This window comes from Paraburkholderia sp. BR10923, assembly GCF_040948765.1.
Classification (GTDB): Bacteria; Pseudomonadota; Gammaproteobacteria; order Burkholderiales; family Burkholderiaceae; genus Paraburkholderia; species Paraburkholderia youngii.
On record NZ_JBFPKO010000009.1, the window covers coordinates 373,339 to 389,149 of the forward strand.

General features: G+C 62.5%; 13 protein-coding genes and 1 pseudogene. 8 read left to right on the top strand and 6 right to left on the bottom strand.

Annotation, left to right across the window (positions count from 1 at the left end):
• Positions 1-6 precede the first annotated feature (6 nt).
• Positions 7-2,427 (top strand): glycosyltransferase, encoded by a 2,421-nt coding sequence (locus tag AB3X94_RS20010; RefSeq protein ID WP_368612464.1) that lies wholly within the window; start codon positions 7-9, stop codon positions 2,425-2,427.
• Between the two features lie 40 nt (positions 2,428-2,467).
• On the opposite strand, the gene AB3X94_RS20015 is transcribed toward AB3X94_RS20010, so the two are convergent.
• From AB3X94_RS20015 to AB3X94_RS20030, 4 genes are all read right to left on the bottom strand, one after another.
• Positions 2,468-2,641, bottom strand: coding sequence for a hypothetical protein (locus AB3X94_RS20015; RefSeq protein WP_176107370.1), 174 nt, complete (start codon positions 2,639-2,641; stop codon positions 2,468-2,470).
• 115 nt (positions 2,642-2,756) lie between these two features.
• A complete protein-coding gene (locus AB3X94_RS20020; protein WP_368612465.1) occupies positions 2,757-4,073 on the bottom strand; it encodes a tetratricopeptide repeat protein in 1,317 nt (438 codons plus the stop codon).
• Complete coding sequence (locus AB3X94_RS20025; RefSeq protein ID WP_368612466.1) at positions 4,060-5,925, bottom strand: CHASE2 domain-containing protein; 1,866 nt, start codon at positions 5,923-5,925, stop codon at positions 4,060-4,062. Before AB3X94_RS20025 ends, AB3X94_RS20020 begins: the two co-directional genes overlap by 14 nt.
• Positions 5,913-7,202: a FecR domain-containing protein gene (locus AB3X94_RS20030; RefSeq protein ID WP_368612467.1), complete on the bottom strand. Its 1,290-nt coding sequence runs from the start codon at positions 7,200-7,202 to the stop codon at positions 5,913-5,915. The genes AB3X94_RS20025 and AB3X94_RS20030 overlap by 13 nt, the downstream gene beginning before the upstream one ends.
• A 163-nt stretch (positions 7,203-7,365) precedes the next feature.
• Between AB3X94_RS20030 and AB3X94_RS20035 the strand changes: the two genes are divergently transcribed.
• From AB3X94_RS20035 to AB3X94_RS20050, 4 genes are all read left to right on the top strand, one after another.
• Complete coding sequence (locus AB3X94_RS20035; protein ID WP_368594135.1) at positions 7,366-8,208, top strand: Crp/Fnr family transcriptional regulator; 843 nt, start codon at positions 7,366-7,368, stop codon at positions 8,206-8,208.
• A 157-nt stretch (positions 8,209-8,365) separates the two neighbouring features.
• A complete protein-coding gene (locus tag AB3X94_RS20040; RefSeq protein WP_368612468.1) occupies positions 8,366-9,112 on the top strand; it encodes a DUF1796 family putative cysteine peptidase in 747 nt (248 codons plus the stop codon).
• Positions 9,113-9,408: 296 nt separating this feature from the next.
• Complete coding sequence (locus AB3X94_RS20045) at positions 9,409-10,008, top strand: LemA family protein (RefSeq protein ID WP_176120486.1); 600 nt, start codon at positions 9,409-9,411, stop codon at positions 10,006-10,008.
• 51 nt (positions 10,009-10,059) lie between these two features.
• Entirely contained in the window at positions 10,060-12,009 is a 1,950-nt protein-coding gene (locus AB3X94_RS20050; RefSeq protein WP_368612469.1) for a M48 family metallopeptidase, read from the top strand.
• A 46-nt stretch (positions 12,010-12,055) separates the two neighbouring features.
• Here AB3X94_RS20050 and AB3X94_RS20055 read toward each other — a convergent pair whose 3' ends face one another.
• Positions 12,056-12,628, bottom strand: coding sequence for a class I SAM-dependent methyltransferase (locus AB3X94_RS20055; protein WP_176107363.1), 573 nt, complete (start codon positions 12,626-12,628; stop codon positions 12,056-12,058).
• Complete coding sequence (locus AB3X94_RS20060) at positions 12,628-12,978, bottom strand: NirD/YgiW/YdeI family stress tolerance protein (RefSeq protein WP_368612470.1); 351 nt, start codon at positions 12,976-12,978, stop codon at positions 12,628-12,630. The genes AB3X94_RS20055 and AB3X94_RS20060 overlap by 1 nt, the downstream gene beginning before the upstream one ends.
• A gap of 177 nt (positions 12,979-13,155) precedes the next feature.
• Between AB3X94_RS20060 and AB3X94_RS20065 the strand changes: the two genes are divergently transcribed.
• The 3 genes and pseudogenes from AB3X94_RS20065 to AB3X94_RS20075 form a co-directional block, all read left to right on the top strand.
• Complete coding sequence (locus AB3X94_RS20065; RefSeq protein WP_368612471.1) at positions 13,156-13,347, top strand: hypothetical protein; 192 nt, start codon at positions 13,156-13,158, stop codon at positions 13,345-13,347.
• A gap of 32 nt (positions 13,348-13,379) precedes the next feature.
• A complete protein-coding gene (locus AB3X94_RS20070) occupies positions 13,380-13,982 on the top strand; it encodes a phosphatase PAP2 family protein (protein WP_368612472.1) in 603 nt (200 codons plus the stop codon).
• Positions 13,983-15,117: 1,135 nt separating this feature from the next.
• A pseudogene (locus tag AB3X94_RS20075) lies at positions 15,118-15,811 on the top strand (IS21 family transposase); the annotation flags it as partial.

Below are 15,811 nucleotides of genomic sequence, written 5' to 3' on the forward strand. Positions count from 1 at the left end.
TCTCCCATGAGAATTGCGATTGTCGCGCCGAGCCCGGTCCCCTTTGTGATCGGCGGCGCTGAGAACCTGTGGTGGGGCCTGCTCGACGCGCTGAACGCACGGCCGGGAATCGTGGCGGAACTGATGAAACTGCCAACCCGCGAAGGCAACATGGGCGAACTGCTGGCCAGCTATCGGCAGTTCTTGCGACTGGATCTCGATCACTTCGACATGGTGATCAGCACCAAGTACCCCGCTTGGGCGATTCGACATCGCAATCACGTCGTGTATCTCCAGCACACGCTGCGCGGCCTGTACGACTGCTACCCATCGGCTATGCCGACGCAGTTCGAACCCGACCCACTGGTCGCGCTCGGCATGCCGGCGCGTATCGTCGACGCGCTCGTCAAGCGCGATGCGGCGAACCTCGAACTCGACGAACTGCTCGACGCGCTCGACGCAGCGTGGCAGCGCGCGCCGCAAGCGGCTTGCTGGGCTTTCCCAGGGCCCGTCACGCGCGCGGTGATACGTCTGCTCGACGCGATCGCGATGCGGCCTGACAAGATCGTTCACTATGCCGCGATTTCGCAGGTGGTCGCGGCGCGCGAGGGCTATTTCCCCGCCGGCGTGAAAGTCGCGGTCCATCATCATCCGACCGGTCTGAAGGGGCTCGCGCCTGGCCCGCAGGAAGCCATCTTCAGCGCCAGCCGTCTGGACCCGGCCAAGCGTATCGATCTGATCATCGAGGCTTACCGGCAGAGCAAGGTGGAGGTGCCACTGCATATTGCCGGCAGCGGCCCCGATGAAGCGCGCTTGCGCGCGGCCGCCGCGGGTCATCGCGGCATTCATTTTCTCGGACGCATCACCGATGTTCAGCTCGCGCAGGAGTATGCGCGCGCAGTCTGCGTGCCGTTCGTGCCGCGTGATGAAGACTATGGGCTTATCACGCTCGAAGCGATGCTGGCCTCGAAGCCGGTCATCACCACTACCGATTCGGGCGGTCCGCTCGAATTGATCGAGCATCAGCGCTCGGGACTGGTCGTCGAACCGGACGCGGCTGCGCTCGCCGGCGCGTTGCGGCGGGTTTGCGGCGATCTTGCCGAAGCGCGGAATATGGGATTGGCCGGGCGCAAGAGCGTTGAGTATCTGAGTTGGACCACGCTGTGCGATGCGCTGCTCGCGGCCGGCCGACAAGTGGCTTCCGACAGCCAGGTAGCCGAAGCAACAGTCGCCGCCCCGGCGATCGTCACCAGGCGGACGAAGCCGGTGCTTGGCGTGCTCAATACCTATCCGATCACCCCGGTGATCAGTGGCGGCAAGCTGCGCCTGCATGGGCTGTACAAACGGGTCGCCGAGCACTTCGACGTGCAGTTCGTCAATCTGGCGCCAGTGGGTATGCGAGGTACGCGCAATCTCGCGGATGGCTTTACCGAGGAACTGGTGCCGAAGTCTCAGGAATTCACTGAAGCCGAGTATCAGCTCGAACGCTCACTAGGCGCTTCCGCTGAAGATATCGCGGCCGCCATGCATCCAACCACGGCCCCCGAATGGCTAGAGGCGATCGACGCACTCGCGCGACGCGCCGACCTGATCGTTTGCTCTCATCCGTACGCAATGCCCGCATTGCGCGAAGTCACGTCCAAACCCTTCGTCTACGAAGCGCACAATGTCGAAGCCGATCTGAAGGCCGACATTTACGGCCCACATCGCTGGGCCGTCGATCAGGTCCTTGCGCTGGAGCGCCGTGCCGTACTCGACGCGGCGCTCGTCACCGCGTGCTCGGAGCGGGATCGCGAACGCATGGGCGAGCTCTACGGGACGGCAGGCGATGCCGCGAAGATGATCGTCGTTCCCAACGGCATCGACGTCGCGGCGACGCGGTTGCGCGCAGGGGCGCAGATAGAGCGCCGCCGCGCGGCGCTGCGTGTCGCGCATCCGCTGGCCCTCTTCATGGGCAGCGCGCACGGCCCGAACATCGATGCCGCGCGCTTGATCGTCGAAGCAGCCACGCGCTTGCCTTCGGTCCACTTCGTATTGCTGGGTTCGGTATGCCACTCAGTCCAGACCTGGGAGCTGCCGTCCAACGTCGGTCTCGTGGATGTGGTCAGCGATGCAGAAAAGGCCACGTGGCTTGAAATCAGCGACCTGGGCCTGAACCCGGTAGTTTCCGGCTCAGGGACCAACCTGAAATTGCTCGAATACGCTGCTGTGGGTCTGCCGGTGGTGAGTACCGAATTTGGGGCGCGCGGCCTCGGCTATCGCGCCGGCCATGAATACCTGTGCGCAGAAGCCAACGACTTCGCCGATGGCATTGAAGCGATGTTGCAACTGACGCAGGCGGAGCGTGATGCGATGACGCGCAATGCGCGCCGCCGTGTTGAAGCAGAGGGAGATTGGACCGCGATCGCCGCGACCTACTCGAAGTCGCTCGCGCAGGTGCTGGCGTAGAGGGGTATGGGAAAGGCGTATCCGCGGCCAGCGGTACGCCCTACAACAGGTAGTGACTCAGCGGCAGCAAGCCATCGAATTGGCCCACCACCGTGACCTCGACTGCGGCGGCCTCGTTCGTTGCATGGGTCGATGCGGCATGCGTGAACTCGCGCAGCAGATTGTCGACCGAGTCATACGACTGATGCTGGAACCCTTGCCATTCCAGACACACGGATTGGTCCTGGCTAGTTGCGGTATTCGACTCAGAAATTATGATCGGACTTTTCATTGCGCGAACCTGGCGGTGAAGTAGATCTATTTTAGCGACTAGCGCGGCGCTTGTCGCGTTAGTACTTCCACGACAGACCGAGCGAGCCGCTGTACACGGAGTACGCAAAGAGCGATATCGAATTGGAGACCCGCCCTGCCGATGCCTGGGCATACACCGACCAGCCGCGCAGCATTGGATACGTGTAGCGCAGCGATGCCGCGCGTATGGTCTGGTGCCGGCCCAGCGTGCCGAAGAATACTGGGTCATACGCATCCGCGTCGATCAGCGTTCGCTGCTGCAAGACTGCTTCGAGTTGGCCATGAAGGGCCATGTCGTAATCGGCCGACAGCCACGCTGAATAACCGTGCTGCGATCCGCCGGGGCGTCCGTTCAACGGCTTGTCCCATGCTGGACCGACGAATAGTTGCACCGAGGCGCGCTCGCCGATGCGAGCCTGGACCGCCGCACGCACTTCGACATACACCGAGTCATAGAGCGAGTTGCCGGGATACGCGGAATCCAGCACCGTCAAATCGAGGCCGCCGCGCGCGAGCATCGGCCGCCATGCCGACGGCGGCAGCCAAAAATTCGCGTGCCAGCCGATATCGCGCTGATAGACGCGCGTGCCGAGCCACAGCATGTCTGCGGTGAGCTGGTTATAAAGCTCGCCATGCATCACACTGGTCCTGTCGGCAAGACCGATCGTGGCGGAGCGCTGGTCGAAGCTGTGCTGACTGCGGTACTGACGATTGGTTAGTCCAGCGAGCAGTGCCAGACCTGGCACGGACGAAATCGGCAACTCGCCCTGCACCGCCGATTCAATGTACTGGTCACCGTGCGCAAGGCTTTCGGGTTCGAGGGTCCGTGAACCGAATGGCGCACTGGGCGCGAAATTCACGACGGGATTCGACGGTCCATAATTCGCGTTCGACGTGACGCCCGCTCCGACGCTCGCGATCAACTGCGGCCGCGGGCCACTCGGTGTACACGCGCTCGCGCGATAGAAGACGATCAGCTTCTCGATGGCGGGTGGCACGTCGTATTTTGCTTCGATACGCGCGAGCGTTTCTAGCGAGCGCGTGCGCTCCCCCAGCTGGCAATACAGAATCGCCGCATCGAGTAGCGCGCCTGCCTGGCGGGGGTCACGCCGTACCACTTCATTCAGCAGCAATAGCGCGCGCTGGCGATCTCCGTCACTGATCGCAACCTCGGCCTGCGCTTGCAGATCTTCATCGATGGTCTGATCGAAGAGACTTTCCGGGGTCTGCGCCATTGCGTGAGATACCAGTGCGCTCATCACTACGATGCCGAGCGCACGCAGCGCCATTCCGACGATTGCGCGCCATGAACCACGCGACGGCAGCGCGTGAATGCGCCGCTCAATGAATCGCATGGGTATCGCCTTCGTGCATCGTATAAAGCCATTCTGCGGTGTCGCGCCCGCGCAGTGCCACCTGAGAGCAGGTCTTCAGGCGATGACGTTCGCTCTGCCGCGCAGTTTCGTGGCCAATCAGCAAAGTGGCTTCGAGCGTCTTCGCATACTCCTGGAGCCGCGACGCCACGTTGACCGTATCGCCAATCGCGGTGTAGGACTTACGCGAGCTGGAGCCGATTTCACCGACCACCGCGGGTCCGCTATTCACGCCGATGCGAACGCGAATCGTCCTACCGTCGAACACAGCCAGCCCACTATGATTGAGCGCCGCCAACTCGCGCAGCATCGCGCTCGCACAATCGAGAGCGCGATCCGCATGGTCGGGCTGCGCGAGCGGAGCGCCCCAGAATGCCATCAGTGCGTCGCCCATGTATTTATCCAGCGTTCCTTCCGTGTCGTGCACGCAGCCGGTCAGACGCGTCAGCACGACTTCCGTCATCGCGAGCAGATGCTCGGGTGGCATCTGCTCGGCGAGCCGCGTGTAGCCTTCGATATCGACGAACAACACAGATATCTGCCGACGCTCCGGCTTGAAGGTCGCGAGTCCCCGCTCGCGGATGATTTCGCGCAGCACCGTCGGCGGCAAATAGTGGCTGAAGCGACGCTCGAACGATCGCATCGCCGCCTGCGAATAAATCCACTCGACGGGCGCCTGCACCAGCAGGAACACCGCCGCGGGAATCAACGGCAGTGCGGCCAGTTGCGTGGGCACACTGCGTGTCGAAGCCAGCAGGCCAAGCCACAATGACGTCGTCACGACGATCAACACCAGCGCAATCGTCGCGCGTTGCTGGCGGAACAGCACCGCGAAGATCACGATCGAGCACGCCGCCCAGACGATCGGTAGCCATGCCGCCTGCGCTTGCGTATCGTCGTGCGAGCCCAGATCGAGCAGTTCGCCAAGCAGTTCGGCATGCACGATGACCGCCGGCAACCATGGTTCGATCGGCGATGCGACGTGATCCGTGAGCCCGAGCGCCGACGAGCCGACCAGCACATAACGATGCGCCAGCAGGGAAGATGGCACCCTTTGCGTGAGCACATCGAAAGCGGATACCACGTCGAGCGACTGAAGCGAATGCCGGAACGGCACATGCATCAGGCCTTGCGAGTCAATCGGCAGGCTGGCGAGCGATGCGAGCGGCCAAGTGCTCGCATTGCGGCAATGGATCAACTGCCATGCGAGCATCGGATAGACGGCGTTTGCGTACTGGATCACCGGGGCGACGGAACGGACCACCCCGTCCACACTGGCGTGCGGTGTCACATGCCCGACGCAGACCTGTGGATCACTAAAGAAATTTCCGACGAAACCCGACGCCACCGGCGCATGGGCAACGTGCGTGCCTGTCGGCAGCGCGCCGCCGACATGCCCGGCATGAGGCGCCCCCGCTCCCTCCGAGAGCGCGAATGCCTGCGCGAACACGAGCGGATACTGATGCGCGATGTCGAGCAGTGCGCGATCGCCGTCGTCCGGTCCTGCTTCGGGAAACATGATGTCGAGGCCGACCGCTTTCGCGTGATAACGCGTGAACAGCGTCTGCGCGAGCCGCGCCATCACGGCGCGTGGCCATGGCCACGGCCCGATCGCATCGAGAGAGCGCTCGTCGATGTCGACGAGAGCGATGCGCGGGTCCGGTGCGGCCGTGATCAATTGCTTCTGCTGCCAGTCGTCGAGCGCATAGCCGAGCCGGCTATATGGTTCAGGCGACCATGCTCCGGTCGCCAGCAAGCAGCCTAGCAGTGAGATCAGGGCGAATATCGTGAGGCGAATTTGGTCCAGCGTGCCAAGGCCTGCTACCGGGACCACTGGGTCGCTCCATAGGCCGCATTGCTCCCGCCGAGAGACTGCGTGAACAGATAGCCCGCCTGCGTGGCATTCTTGCCTGCGAGCACACCTCTGACGAGCGCCCGCGAAACGCCGAATTCGCTGACGAGCTTGCCGTCCGGAGTCACGCTGCCGCTTCCCGAAATCGCATAGCTCGCGCCGTTTGCGCTGAGCTTCATGCTCGTCTGAAAAGCACGCGTGCCGAAATCGATCGACAGCAGCGGATTGCTGATCTGCGCCTCTGTCGCCGCGCCCGTCATTGCATTGACCACGAACGCTTGCGCCGCCTGAAGCCCGAATTTGAAGTTGCCGGAGGTGGGCATCACCATCTCCGTCTGCGGCGCGCGGGTCATCGCGAAAGGCCCCGTCCCCGTCAGGCTAACCTGCTCGCTGCCTTGCTGCACCAGCGCCGTCAACGTCGTGTCCGCGCCGTACGAACCCAGCGACTTATAGCGTCCCCAGAAGATCTGCGCCTCCGGCGCTGGGTCGACGACGGGTACCGCTGGTGCTGCCGGCGTCGGCGGATCGGCGGGGGGAGGTGTCGTCAGCGGGAAGCTTAACTCCGCAGGCGCAACGCCCGGACTGACCGGTGCCTGGGCGGTCGCCGCGCGAGCGCTGTTTTCCTCGCTCTTCAACTCGGCCGCTGCCTGCTCGGACATCACCCGCGACGGTCCAGAGTCGATTACGACAGGGCGAGCGCTGCCGCGATACACCTGCAGCCATTCGTTCGGTTTGCCAGCAAATAGCTGTGCCGCAGCCGAGCCCTCGCAAGGACCCACGCCCGTCGCCGAGCAGCCGGCGCCCAACGGCGTCATCACGATGCCGCCGCTAAGCACGTCTGCGCGCGTCACGTTTTCGTCGGTGAACACGGTGAAATCGGTGCCGCGCACGCCGAGCGCGGCGACCGGAGTGTTCATCCGATAGTGGTCGCGCGCGGCCTGAGCACCCGTACCCGATATCTCGCGCACCATGCCCCTCGTCAGCGACAGCTTGATGACCGTCTTGCGTGGATCGGCCGGGTTGTATTCGTAGCGTTCGAACGTCAGCGATGAATTGGGTCGCACACTGATAAAGCCGTGATCGACCGTGGTGATGTACACATAGCCATCTTTGCCCGTCTCGACGGTGTCGCCCTGCTCAATGGAGGCGCCTTTGGCAAGCGGGGTGCAAAACGTTTGCGCGCGTTGTGCACACGCCTGTCCAATCACGAGGACTGCATTGCCAATCGTCGCGGACTCCGCATGCGCGTCATGGTGCACAAGAAACGCCGTGCAAACAACGAACTGCAATGCGGCCGAACGACCCCCTCGAAGTATGCGTTCCTGCATCTGATCTTTTCCCCGAGATCCTCACGGCACTGCGATCGAATAATCCGATAATGATTAGCGAAATTTTGTAATTAGGATGTGACGGCCGTCACAGATGCCAGCGCTCGATACGCATATCGTCCTGCGTGCCCGAGTCAGCAAATTACAATTGAGAGAGATGTCGACCGAAGAAGAAAGGATCAGTGACGGCCCATTAAAGGCCATTGATCTCTTGAAACAACAAAAGCTGCTACGCAACGTTGCGAACGAAGTCATCGAAGAGACCAGCCGCCACATTCGCTATCGCCGCTTCTCGAAGCGGGAATTCGTCGTTCATAAGGGCGACGCCGGTTCATCGCTACTCATGTTGATGTCCGGCCGCCTGCAGGTGATCGCACTGTCGGAAGACGGCCGCGAGGTGGGACTCGATTTCGTCGAGCCGGGTGACTATTTTGGCGAGCTGTCGATTATCGACGGCGGTCCTCGCTCGGCTTCGATCATTGCGATCACGGAATCAGTGGTCGGCTTTTTGCCGAAGCATCAGGCGCAAACACTGTTTTACCGTAATCCCGCAGTGGTGGAGGCGCTGTTGCAACGGCTGTGCCGCACGATTCGCCAGGCTTCGAATTACCGGTCGATGCTCGGTCTGACGCGCGCTTACGCCAGGGTCTATTCAGTGCTCGAGGCATCCATGAAAACGAGTGCAGGCGGCCTGTTGACAATCGAGAATCTACCCAACCAGCAGGCCATTGCGATCATGGCCAACGTGAGCCGCGAAACAGTATCGCGCGCGATCCGTTCTCTTATCGACGGAGAGGTGATCGAACGTGACTATCGACGCCTGATCGTTCGCAATGCGGAAATGCTGGCCAAGCTTGCGAGGGGCGAGGCTGAGTTGCAACTGCGTGCGAAAGCGATGGGCGAAGGCGCTACGGTCGGGCAATCGCGCCCCTCCTGAAACCGGTTGTTCGAGATAGGCCCTGGCAGGAGCGACGCTGCACCGATTAAGCATTCCAATCCACGCGTCACGATTTGTGACGCCCATCACACACTCAGCCCCGTTGGTTTGCTTTACTTAAAGTTCCGGTGCGATATGCATTGCCGCCGAAACTTTCATGCAAGCCAAGCTAAAGTTCCTCGAGAAATTCGCCGTCTTTAACCGAAAGAATCCGCGCGTCCGATCATACGATCGGGTCATAAGCATTGGCTCGAATTGCGAAGTGACCTGGAATATCCGCCATCACTTCGAGACGCGAACGGCTTATCCGTTCGATTGGTGGATGACGCCCTTCCAAGCTCTGCTCGACGTTCTCGGTGCGCGATTCAGCGGCCTGTTCGAGCCGTCGCATCTGGCTATTCCTGCGGATCGAGGCACCGTCGTCGATACGCGGTTCAATCTCATGTATCACCACGATTTCGCGAGAGATGAAGAAGGTCGCGTGATTGTGGACGACGTCGAAAAGCAGCTTCCGGATTTGCGGAAGAAATATGCCCGGAGAATTGATCGCTTCGTCAACGAACTGGACGGCAAAGTGGTGTTGTTCGTTCGAAACAGATGCGGCAACGATCCGGTGTATTTGAATGGCGATTACGGCGACATTCAACCCGATCAATGCATCGAGATTCAACGTGTGCTCTCGGCGCTTCTGCCGCGCACGCAGTTCGATTTGTTCGCGACGAACAAGCCAGGTTTCGAGGCTTTTTCGTATCGCGGCTCCGAAATCTTCAGCGACTCGATCGTCGAGTATGGCGATTGCAGCAACTATATGGTGTCGCCCAAAGGTTGGGCGGAGATGTTCGAGCGCAACCGCATTGTTCTTCGCGCGGGTCATGAGGCATCGACGCGCACCTTGACAGTTTGACCCGGAAAGCACATATCGTCAGGTCGAGTTCGTGACCAGTTAGCCAGATCGACGATAACTAACCATAATCTCCCGGCGGATCGGCGGGATGACTGAATACATACACCGACTCAACCGGCGATGCTGTTCTGGCCTCGCCGCAACTGGATTAGCGGCGAGCGGCAGCGCATGAATCTCCGCCGTTTTGCTTGTATCGGCATCCCGACTTGATTGAATTGAACGCCATTTCGTTTATCCTGTTTCCATAGTCGTGCGATGGTCCAAACCAGCAGTGCTCTCGTCGGAGGTCACGGCCAATGAGTCCCGTCATCGTCACCCTGCTCGTGCTCCTGGGCATCGGGCTGTTGCTTGCGCTCTGGCTAATGGGCATCTACAACGGGCTGGTGGTTGCCCGGAAGCGCTTCGAGAACGCCTTCGCGCAGATCGATGTGCAGCTCAAGCGGCGCTATGACCTGATTCCGAACCTGGTCGAAGCGGTCAAGGGCTATATGGGCCACGAAAGGGAGACGCTCGACGCCGTCATCAAGGCCCGCAACAGCGCGATGGCTGCCGAGCAAAAAGTCGCCGCCAACCCCAGCGACCCGGCGGCCATTAAGGGGTTCAACCAGGCCGAGGCTCAGCTGGGCGGCGTCCTGGGCCGGCTCTTTGCCCTCTCCGAGGCATACCCGGACCTCAAGGCCAACCAGAACATGCTCGCCTTGCAGGAAGAGCTGACTTCGACCGAGAACAAGGTCGGCTTCGCCCGGCAAGCGTTCAACGATGCCGCCACCGAGTACAACATCCGGCGGGAGGTGTTCCCGGCGGTTACGGTGGCCGGCATGTTCGGCTTCAGGCAGGCGACGCTATTGGAAACCGCGGAGACCGAGCGCGCAGCGCCCAAAGTGTCGTTCCGGTAAGCCGGGACTGCATCGCTCTATGCGTCTCATGCTCCCCATGCCGCTCTGACCGTGACCACCAATTTCTTTCAGCAGCAGGATTCGGCCCGACGCAAGACCTTTCAGCTGGTGGTCTATTTCGTCCTGGCGATCCTGATACTGATCGCCCTGGTCTACGGGCTGCTAGTGGCGCTCAGCACGTATGACGCCCACGCGCCGGTGTCCTGGTGGCAGCCGGAGATGCTCCTGTTCGCGGCGCTGGGGGTGGGCCTTGTGGTCGGCGGTGCCAGCGCATTCAAGGTGAGCCAACTCGCTTCCGGCGGCCAGGCCGTCGCCCTGATGTTGGGCGGTGTGGAGGTGCCCGGCACGACCACCGACCCGCGGCAGAAACGGCTGCTCAACGTCGTCGAGGAGATAGCCCTCGCTGCGGGAGTGCCGGTACCCCCCGTTTATGTTCTGGATGAGCCCGGGATCAATGCCTTCGCGGCCGGCTACGCTCCGGGAGACGCCGTGGTCGCCGTCTCGCAGGGCTGCCTCGACTACCTGACCCGCGACGAGCTCCAGGGCGTGGTGGCCCACGAGTTCAGCCACATCCTCAACGGCGACATGCGACTCAACATCCGGCTAATCGGCCTGATCTTCGGGATCATGGTGTTGTCCATCATCGGCCGCGGCCTCATGTTCACTTCCAGAGGACGCTCGTCGGGAAGGCAGAATGCCCAGGGCGGCATGGTGCTGCTGGGCCTGGGCGTGTTTGTGCTGGGCCTCGTGGGAGCATTTTTCGGTCGGCTGATCATGGCGGCGGTGTCGCGGCAGCGCGAGTACCTGGCCGACGCCAGTGCCGTCCAGTTCACGCGCAACCCCGACGGAATCGGCGGGGCGCTCAAGAAGATCGGTGGGCTGGCTGAGGGCTCACGCATCGGCAACCCCCAAGCCGCAGAGGCCGGCCACATGTTTTTCGCCAACGCCTTCGCTGGCGAGGGTCTCGCCGGAATGCTAGCTACCCACCCGCCCCTCGTCGAGCGCATCCGCCGGCTCAATCCCCAGTTCGACGGCCGGTTCCCGGAGGTGCGGCCGGTAGGTGTCGATCGGGAAGAACCTGAAGGCCCCCGGCCCAGCCGTGCCCCGCCGTTCGGCGGGGCTCCTACGTTACCGGGGCTTCCGCAGGTGCCGGTGCCGGTCCTGGGGCTCGCCGACGAAACAGCATCCCGGGTCGGCCACATCGATCCGGAACTGATTAGCTATGCGCAGGGGTTACACGACGGTATACCAGACGTGCTCCGGGTCGCCGCCCAGGAGCCGTTCAGTGCTCGCGCCCTGGTCTACGCCCTCCTCATGGACCCGGGGTCGGACCTGCGGGAACTCCAGCTGACCCGGCTGAAAGCCGGCGCTGAGCCTCAGGACTTTGCCGAAACCCTGCGGCTGATCGCCCCTGTCCAGGCTTTGCCGGACACGCATCGGCTGCCCCTTCTGGACCTGAGCCTGCCAGCACTGCGGCAGATGTCGCCGCGGCAGCATCATTCATTCCGCGCTCAGGTCGAGATGCTAATGATCGCCGACCAGCGGCTGAGCTTGTTCGAGTACACGCTTCGCTGTGTACTGCATCGCCATCTCGACGCCCAATTCCTCCCGCAGCGCCCGGCGCGTGCAATGCGCAGTTCCCTGCAGAGCCTCGCGCACCCGGTGGCAACGGTATTGGCGCTACTGGCCTGGGAAGGCCAACCGGAAACCGACCAGGCCGCGCGGGCTTTCGATGGGGGCATGCGCGGCTACATCGGCGGCGAGCACGCCTACCGCTTGCGGCCTCGCGAAGAATGCTCCCTCGCCGGATTCGACGCGGCCCTGCAAACGCTCAATCAATCGGTCCCAGCCATCAAGCGCCGGATCGTCGCCGCCTGCGCGGCCTGCATCCTGGCAAACCAGCAGGTCACCGTCCGCGAAGCGGAGCTGCTCCGCGCCATCTGCGATACGCTCGGCTGCCCGCTACCGCCGCTCGTCGTGCGGGAAGCGGAAGAAGGGTAGTCCTGGCAATGCAGATGCGAGGTGCTCCCGCCGCGTGTTGTGCCGCTCAAAGTTGCATCGTCACGACACGGGCCGGCGGCAGGTTAGCCCAGATGATCCGGCTCGACAGCATCACAAAGTCGCCCATCCCACCGGCATTCACGACGTTTCGATCCGGCCGGATATCGTAGGTGAACAGAATCACGACACCACCAGGACGCAGGACCTGCCGCCACTGGTCGACAATCTCATCCACCTCGCGATGAGGCAATGAGCGCAAGGGAAGGCACGACACGATCGCGTCGACGCGCAGGTCCAGTGGCAGGCACCAGGCCAGGCGGGCAGCGTCGGCGTGCATGACCGGCACATCCGGGAATCGCCCGCGCAGATGCTGCACGAAGGTAGGGGAGCGCTCTACGACGATCAGCCGGTCGGTTGGCACGCCGCTTTCGAGCAACGCGTGCGTGACCGCGCCGGTACCGCCACCGAGTTCGATGACCACACCGTTGCCCGCCGGCACCTCCCGCGCGAGGCGCGCGGCGAGTCGCCGTGAGCTCGGGCAGATCGCGCCGACCGACCAGGGCGCCGTCGCCCATTCCCGTGCAAACAGCCGGGACGTGTGCAGGGGGCCGGCAACCATTACTGCACCACCTTGATGTCATAGACCTTGGCCTTTGATGCGCCGACGATTTCCTTGTCGTACTTGCCGGTCAGCTCGATGGTGCCCGTCTGATTCACCGGCTGTGCGGCCGGCCAGTGTTTGTGGTCGATCTTGACCGGCAGCTCTCCCGTGCTGTCGGCGAACTGGTACTTTTCGTCGCCGATGGATTTCACGATATGGCCGCGCAGTGCGATGCGTTGGTCTTCCCTGCCTGCGTCGCGAAGCTGTTGGACCGTCGTGGCCGTCGCTTCGACACCAGGGCCTGTGCATACCGCGTGAGCCTCTGCGGTGGACGTGGCGATCAGGCAGGCAACAATGAGCTTCTTCATTGGTTCTCCTTGTACGGGCGACATCGTGGTCGCGACAGAAAGCAGTCTACGGACCCGAGGCTGAAGCCAGAGTGAAGGCGACGCTGCGCGGTGTCCCCCCTTAATGCAGTGTTAACCTTCCGGCCGGTAAGCTTGCGACGCCGCGTCACGGAACCGGCGGGAACAGGATGACGACGGATGCGAATACTGCTGGCCAAGGACGATCCGCTGATCGGCAATGGACTAAGACTCGGCCTGCGCCGGGAAGGTTTCGCCGCACTACCCTACGGCCGCTTTCGGCGTGTCCAATCTCGCGAGCATGGCGCGCTCGCTGCGGTGCCGCTTGTCATGTGTAGCCAAGCGCCGCAGCCGCAGACGCACGGCGGCTGACGCACTCTTCATCTTCAGCACAAAACGACGCAATGAATACCATCGAAGCATTCAACCACGCGCTCTTCCTGATGATCAACGGCACGCCGGCAACGCCGGGATGGCTGGTCAGCACGGCGCTCGTCTCTGCAAATTATCTGATCTGGTTAGTGCCCCTCATGCTGGTGATGATGTGGCTTTCCGGGGACCACCAGCGGCGCGAGCTGGCCCTGCGTGCCTGCTGCGTCGCGCTGCTGGCGCTCGGCGTCAACCAGTTGATCGGTCTCGTCTGGCAGCACCCCCGCCCGTTCATGATCGGGCTCGGCCACACGTTCCTGGCGCATGTGCCCGATTCGTCGTTCCCAAGCGATCACGCCACCCTCTTTGCCAGCATCGCGCTGCCGCTGCTCTTCGGGCGGATGTGCTGGCTCGGTGGCATGACGCTCGTTGCGGGTATCATCGTCGCGTGGGCACGCGTGTTTCTCGGCGTGCATTTTCCGCTCGACATGATCGGGGCAGTGGCCGTCGCGTGCATCGCTTATGCGGCAATTGCGCGGCTGTGGCAAACGGGCGGCACGGCGATGACAGATCTGGCGGTCACGCTCTATCGTGCGCTGCTCGCATGGCCGATCAGCCGTGGCTGGCTGAGGCCGTGATTGCCTGTCGGATATAGTCTGACCCGTTAGGGCGACGCGCGTGGGCGTTGGCAGGACTGGGCTCTATGCTGCGAGTCGATATTCTTATGGCGGAAGGCAGCAGCATCGCACTGCCGGCTGCAATGCCCCGCCAGGTTTGACTCCCACCGTTACGGATCGGCCTCTACCCATGATCCTACCCATTCTTCTCGCCAGATCAATTGCAACCGACTCCTCTTGATTGTCTGGTGCAGTATCGCTCGGGAGTCGAGCATTCCCATTCAATTAACAGCCACCTGCCGCAAGCCCAACGCTGGGCCTGCCCCGGGTCCACATAGCGCCCGCCGATACCGTCAGCGATACCGGCATTCTCGCCCGGCACTCAACAGCCTTAGGTGGGCCGCATCGGACAATCAGCGCCACCTGCTTAAGAAAGATCGTCTGAGCCATACATCTCCAGATGACATCGGAGATCGATACCGTCTGCGATACCGTCAGGTCACAGCTACCGAACTGAGCCGGCCGGCGACTGATCGGCCATTGTGGACGCTCAGCTACCGATCCTCATCGGGCGGCTGCACGGTGCTGACCGGCCGTTCGCCCGAGCCGGCTCCAGAACCGCGACTCTCACATCGGCGAACGCGTACTTACGACCCATAGGCGACGCTCGCATCGCCGTTGTCTCAAAGTCGGCAATAGGAGGGTAAGCCGCCCCCTCGCACCGACATGCGACCGCAGCGGTTGTCTGCGGCACAGAGGACTGGGGGTGATGCCGCAGTGCCGCTGCCCGTTGCTTCTAGACGTAAAAACAACGCGTCACCCCGCGGTCCACGACGTCTTGCAACGCGTGTACTCAAGTTGGTAAAGCGTCGAAGTAGGCGTTGCTGGGCCGACGCCGGGCAAATCCGCGAGTCCGGCATTGAAAGCGTCCGCCGCTAAACGGACGCGGTCGGCGCGGCATCCTTACTAGCACGATCCATGTCGGCACTTGGGTGCCTGGGCGCCGACAATTATCTTGTCCGGTCGATTGACGATTGTGTTGGCCGGTGGTGCGGAGTCGGAGGCGGCGTAGCCGCCGGAGACGACGCACCACCGGCGGCGCCGGGATGATGGGGTCATAGGATGGCTGATCGCGTTCAAGAAGAAGCGAACAGCCATGTCCGGAACCCGAATCACGGACCAGCAGGTCCGCCTCTATATGAGCAAGCGCAAACATCACACTCAGGAAGTCGCTGCTGCCAAATCGGGCATGAGTTCGCGCACGGCACGGCGAATTGAACGCGATGGCCGGTTACCGTCGCAGAAGCCGCATCGCGATTGGCGCACTCGCCCCGATCCGTTTGCCGAGGTCTGGGAGAGTGAGGTGCTGCCTCTGCTGCGCAGCGTCCCCGGGCTGAAGGCCATCACGCTGCTGGGCAAGCTGCAGGAGACCCATCCGGGCCAGTTCCCCGACAGCATGCGGCGTACGCTGGAGCGACGCGTTAGCCAGTGGCGTGCCCTTGAGGGGCCAGGCAAGGAAGTCTTCTTTCCCCAGGAACATCTGCCTGGCGCACAGGGGCTGTCGGACTTCACCGATATGGGCGGCCTCGGCATCACGATCACCGGCGTGCCGTTCGCCCACCGGCTGTACCACTTTGTGCTCGCGTTCTCGCACTGGGAATACGCCTGTGTCGTCGATGGGGGCGAGAGCTTTGAAGCGCTCTCCCAAGGCTTGCAGAATGCATTGTGGCAGGCCGGCGGATGCCCACGGGAACACCGCACCGACAGTCTGTCGGCGGCGTTCAGGAATCTGCAGGAACAGGACGACTTCACGGTCCGCTATACCGCGCTGCTCGAGCATTACGGCATGG

Coding starts and splice junctions, on each gene's coding strand:
- AB3X94_RS20010 (WP_368612464.1), top strand. CDS start 7: ATGAGAATTGCGATTGTCGCGCCGAGCCCGGTCCCCTTTGTGATCGGC.
- AB3X94_RS20020 (WP_368612465.1), bottom strand. CDS start 4,073: ATGCGATTCATTGAGCGGCGCATTCACGCGCTGCCGTCGCGTGGTTCA.
- AB3X94_RS20035 (WP_368594135.1), top strand. CDS start 7,366: ATGCCAGCGCTCGATACGCATATCGTCCTGCGTGCCCGAGTCAGCAAA.
- AB3X94_RS20040 (WP_368612468.1), top strand. CDS start 8,366: ATGCAAGCCAAGCTAAAGTTCCTCGAGAAATTCGCCGTCTTTAACCGA.
- AB3X94_RS20045 (WP_176120486.1), top strand. CDS start 9,409: ATGAGTCCCGTCATCGTCACCCTGCTCGTGCTCCTGGGCATCGGGCTG.
- AB3X94_RS20055 (WP_176107363.1), bottom strand. CDS start 12,628: ATGGTTGCCGGCCCCCTGCACACGTCCCGGCTGTTTGCACGGGAATGG.
- AB3X94_RS20060 (WP_368612470.1), bottom strand. CDS start 12,978: ATGAAGAAGCTCATTGTTGCCTGCCTGATCGCCACGTCCACCGCAGAG.
- AB3X94_RS20065 (WP_368612471.1), top strand. CDS start 13,156: ATGCGAATACTGCTGGCCAAGGACGATCCGCTGATCGGCAATGGACTA.
- AB3X94_RS20070 (WP_368612472.1), top strand. CDS start 13,380: ATGAATACCATCGAAGCATTCAACCACGCGCTCTTCCTGATGATCAAC.